This window comes from Roseateles sp. P5_E11 (assembly GCF_054049355.1).
This window is the reverse complement of the sequence record NZ_JBFUMO010000473.1, coordinates 1-4,589: the sequence shown is the minus strand read 5'-3', so window position 1 is coordinate 4,589 and position 4,589 is coordinate 1. Positions and strand designations below refer to the sequence as shown.

The window sequence follows — 4,589 nt, the reverse complement described above, 5'->3', positions numbered from 1 at the left end:
CGTCAAAGCCTGCAGATGCTYGAAGCGCATCTGCAGGAAGCCGGCTCGGCGCGCACCCACCTGCTGTCGCTGCAGGTCATCCTCACCGACATCGCCAACCGGGATGCTTTCGACCTGCAATGGCAGGCATGGATCGGGCCGCATCCCGAACATTGGCCGCAGCGGGCCTGCTTCCAATCTGGCCTGGCGCCGGGGTTGTTGATCGAACTGGTGGTCGTCGCGGCGCCTGTTTCGGCGGGGCAGAAGCTGGGCTCCTGAGACCAGGCCCGCCCGCGTCGACAATGACGCCATGAAACCACCCGCCCGCCTGCAGGCACTGATTGATGAAGGCCTGATCGACAGCGTCGTTAGGCAACTGAAGAGCGGCAAGGAAGCCGATGTCTACGTCGTGCGCTGCGGCGATGACACCTGTGCCGCCAAGGTCTACAAGGAGGCCAACAAGCGGGGCTTCCGCCAGGCCGTCGACTACACCGAGAACCGCAAGGTCCGCAACAGCCGGCAGGCGCGCGCGATGGCCAAGCGCACGACCTTCGGCCGCCAGCAGCAGGAGGCGGCGTGGCAGAGCGCCGAGGTCRACGCGCTCTACCGCCTGGCTGCGGCCGGCGTGCGGGTGCCGCGGCCCGACAACTTCCATGATGGCGTGCTGCTGATGGRACTGGTGGCCGATGAGTTCGGCGACGCTGCACCGCGGCTCAATGACCTGAGCTTCAGCGCGGCCGAGGCGCGCCAGCACCACGACACGCTGATCGGCGAGGTCGTTCGCATGCTCTGCGCGGGTGTCATCCATGGCGACCTGTCCGAGTTCAACGTGCTGCTGGCCGCCGATGGCCCGGTCATCATCGACCTGCCGCAGGCCGTGGACGCCGCCGGCAACAACCATGCGCCGCGCATGCTCATACGCGACGTGAACAACCTGCGCAACTTCTTCGGCCAGCACGCGCCGGCCTTGCTGGCCACGCAGTACGGCCCCGAGATCTGGTCGCTCTACGCTGCCGGTTTGCTGGTGCCCGGCATGCCGCTGACGGGCCGCTACGAGCACAAGCGCGGCGAGGTGGACCTGTCGGGCGTGTTGAGGGAGATCGAGGACGCGCGGCTCGAAGAGGCAGCCCGTGTCCTGCGCATGAGTTGAGGAGCCGGCTCCGGCCGGCGTCAGAGCTGGTAACGCCGCGCCTCAAGCGCTTGTTCGCGCAGCAGCAGCAGCAGGGCGGCGTCCCCGAGCAGGGCGTCTTGCGGCGAAAGGGCGCCACCGGCCCGCAGCTCCGGCCCATGCGCTGCCAGCGCCCGCTGGAGCCACCGGGCGCGTGTGAGGGTGCGCGGCGTGCAGGAGCGGCCGCGCAGGTCGTCGTCAAGGTCGCTGCGGTGGGCCTGCCAAGCGTCGGCCAAGTAGAGCTGCCTGGGGTGGTGGCTCAGCGCACGGCGCCAGCGTTCGACCAGGCCGCGATAGTGGCCGAGCACGCGCGCCGTCGCGCCGCGCGCTGCCAGCCGGCTGGCGAGGTCTTCATAGGCCTGGGCGGCCAGCCGCTTGAAGCCCAGGTAGTGCGGCAGGGCGTCGTCATCGTCGCCGGCATCGAGCAGCGCGCCGAACAGATGCCGGCCTTCGATGCGCTCGGCCGGGTGGTGCTGCGGGCAGTCGCTGCCGTGGCCGGCGCTGTTGAACTGCGTCAGCGGATCGAAGCGGTAGCAGTAGCCGAAGTCGTAGAGCCAGACACGTTCGCCGTCGTCCAGCAGATTGCCGGCGCTGTAGTCCCACTCGAAGAAGCCGTGTTCGATCAGCGCGCACCCGGCCTCCAGCAGCGCGCGGGCTTGGCGCTCGTCCAGCACACCGGGGTGGCGGCCGGCGATCCAGGGCGACACGACGAGGCCGGCGCGCAGCGAGCCGAAGACCGGTGCGACGACGCCCGGCAAGCCCAGCCCGGCCAGCTCGGCGTGGCGCTGCAGCTCGTTCAGGAAGGATGTCTGGCCGTCGGGGTTGCGCACCCGGCATTCGGCGCGGGCGCGCTTGATGGCCCAGCGCTGGCCGGCGTGGTTGAGRCACAGCACCTCGGCGGTCAAGCCGCCGTTGTGCACGGCTTCAACGCCGGGGCTGTCGGCGTTCAGTGCCTTCAGTTGCGCGACCGGCAAGGGCAGCGCGGCCGCATCACCAAAGGCGAACTCGGCACCACTGGAGATGAAAGCCAGGTTGGTTCGCTGGCGCGCTTCGTCCAGCGTCAGATCAGGCCCGGCCATGCATCGCCATGTTGGTCGAAGGCCGCGCGGACGGCGACCACCAGTTCGGCTGGCAGCGGTCCACGCGAGATCGCTTCGATGTTGCGGCGCAGGTTGGCCGGTTTGGCGGTGCCGACGATGGCGCTGGCAACGCCCGTGTGGAAGGCCGCGAAGCGCAGGGCCAGGTCAGCCCAGTCTTCCTTCGCGGGCAGGCTCATGGCCTTGAAGCGGTCCCAGTACTGGCCTTCTGCGAAGTCATCCGGCCGCTGCGCATGGCGCCAGACGGCGCCGGCCAGCGAGCGTTTGGCGATGACACCGATGCCGGCATGGTCGGCCCGTGCGGCGCGGTGCTGCAGATGCGCCTGGTCGCACAGGCTGACCGAGGTCTGCAGGCTGCCAAAGGCGTCACTGGCGATCGCGAAGTCGATCTCGGCGTTGTCACCCGAGTAGGCGGCCACGCGCAGCTTGCCGCTCGCACGGCAGTCGTTCAGCGCGCGCGTCACCTCGCCTTGCTCCAGCACATGCAGCGGGCATGAATGCAGGTGGACGATGTCGAGCCAGTCGGTCTGCATCAGCCGCAGCGCGCGCTCGACGCCCTRCACGATGCAGTCGTACGTCCAGTCCGGCACGCCTTCGACGCCGTAGCCCACCTTGGTGGACAGCACGAAGTCCGCACGGCGCGTGTTGAGGTGGCGGCCGATCCGCTCCTCGCTGAGGCCGTAGCCGCGGGCGGTGTCGACGAGGTTGATGCCAAGGTCCAGCACATGGTTCAGCAAGGCGCCGGCTTCAGCCTCGGTCGTGCGCTCGTCGTTGATGTGCATCGCACCGAAGCCCAGCGCGGAGACCTTGAGGCCGGTGTGGCCGAGGGGGTTCAGGATCATGGGGTGATGAGGACGCGGCCGAACAGCGGCGGCACGGTGAGTTGGATCCAGCCGTTCTTCACGGCCACGGCGGGGCCGCCGAGCGCGTCGTGCAGCTGGTCGGCCGGAAAGGGCAGGCCGATGCTGACGGTGTGCGGCTTGTCGCTGTTGTTGGTGGCGGTGATGGCCCAGGTCTTGCCGTCCTGGCGCGCCAGCACGACGACGTGGTCGTCGACATGCAGCGGCTCGCTCAAGCGACCGTGGCGCAGCACGGGCAGGTCGTGGCGCAGCTGGGTCAAGCGCTTGAAGTCGGCCAGCAGCGCGTTGTCGGACTGGCCGCCTTCGTCGGCCCAGGGGTAGGGCGCGCGGTTGTAGGGGTCGTCGCCACCGCCCAGGCCCACTTCGTCGCCGTAGTAGATGGTCGGCGAGCCGGGGTAGGTCATCTGGAAGAACACGGCCAGGCGCAGGCGCTGCTTGGCCAGCGCCAGATCGCGGTCCTCGCCGAAGTGGTGCAGGGCGCGCGGCTGGTCGTGGGTCGACAGCAGGTTCATCAGCGCATAGAAGGACTGCGCCGGGTAGGCCTCGCGCATCAGTTCCAGGTTGGCGGCCATCAGCTTCCCGCTCTTGCCGGCGGCGTAGTCCAGCACGGCGTTGCGGAAGATGTAGTTCATCGTYGAGTCGAACATGTCGCCGAGGAAGTACTTCGACGAATCGAACCAGGTCTCGGCGACGGTCAGCGCGTCGGGCTTCTTGGCCTTGACGGCCTGACGCCACTCGCGCCAGAAGTCGTCGGGCACCCAGGGCGCCACGTCCATGCGCCAGCCGGCCGCGCCGCGGTCCAGCCAGAGGTTGGTCACCGAGTCCTTGTCGCGGTAGGCGTAGGCGCGAAAGGACGGGGCGCTCTTGTCGATCTCCGGCAGATCGGACACGCCGACCCAGCCCTGGAACTGCTTGTTGGGGTCAGTCTCCTCGGGCTTGAACTTGAACCAGCTCGCATACGGCGAGGCGGGGTTGATCTTGCCGCCGTCGAAGGCGCCGCCCGCGGGGAAATTGGAGAAGCGGTTGAAGTAGGGCGAGTCCGCGCCGACGTGGTTCAGCGAGGTGTCGGGGATGACGCGGATGCCGCGCTTGGCGGCTTCCGCGCACAGGCGCACAAAGTCATCATTCGTGCCGAAGGCTGGGTCGATGTTCTTGTAGTCGGCCGCGTCGTACTTGTGGTTGCTCGGCGCGCGGAACACCGGCGTCAGGTAGATGGCGTTGGCCCCCAGGCTCTTGATGTAGTCGAGCTTTTCGATGATGCCGGCGAGGTCGCCGCCGAAGAAGTCGTTGTTGTAGAGCTTGTCCGAGCCGTCGCCTGTGCCGGGTTTGAACGGGCGTTCGTTCCACCTGGCGTGGCGCTCGACGTCGCGGTCTTGGTAGCGGTCTTGCGGGCGGCCGCCGCCGGGGCGGGGATCGTTGGCCTTGTCGCCATTGCGGAAGCGCTCGGGGAAGACGTAGTAGTAGACGATGTCCTGGGCCCAGGCC

General features: G+C 68.4%; 5 protein-coding genes. 2 read left to right on the top strand and 3 right to left on the bottom strand.

What is annotated here, in order from left to right:
- On the top strand, positions 1–258 hold a 258-nt coding region (locus ACXJKR_RS24875; RefSeq protein WP_457325095.1), incomplete at its 5' end, for a Rid family hydrolase.
- Between the two features lie 31 nt (positions 259–289).
- Positions 290–1,129, top strand: coding sequence for a PA4780 family RIO1-like protein kinase (locus tag ACXJKR_RS24870; protein ID WP_457325094.1), 840 nt, complete (start codon positions 290–292; stop codon positions 1,127–1,129).
- 20 nt (positions 1,130–1,149) lie between these two features.
- Here ACXJKR_RS24870 and ACXJKR_RS24865 read toward each other — a convergent pair whose 3' ends face one another.
- The 3 genes from ACXJKR_RS24865 to ACXJKR_RS24855 all read right to left on the bottom strand — a co-directional run.
- A complete protein-coding gene (locus ACXJKR_RS24865) occupies positions 1,150–2,226 on the bottom strand; it encodes a hypothetical protein (protein ID WP_457325093.1) in 1,077 nt (358 codons plus the stop codon).
- Complete coding sequence (locus ACXJKR_RS24860) at positions 2,208–3,086, bottom strand: aldo/keto reductase (protein ID WP_457325092.1); 879 nt, start codon at positions 3,084–3,086, stop codon at positions 2,208–2,210. The genes ACXJKR_RS24865 and ACXJKR_RS24860 overlap by 19 nt, the downstream gene beginning before the upstream one ends.
- Positions 3,083–4,589, bottom strand: a 1,507-nt coding sequence (locus tag ACXJKR_RS24855) for a glycoside hydrolase family 13 protein (protein ID WP_457325091.1), incomplete at its 5' end; no start/stop codon positions are given. The genes ACXJKR_RS24855 and ACXJKR_RS24860, both read right to left, overlap by 4 nt.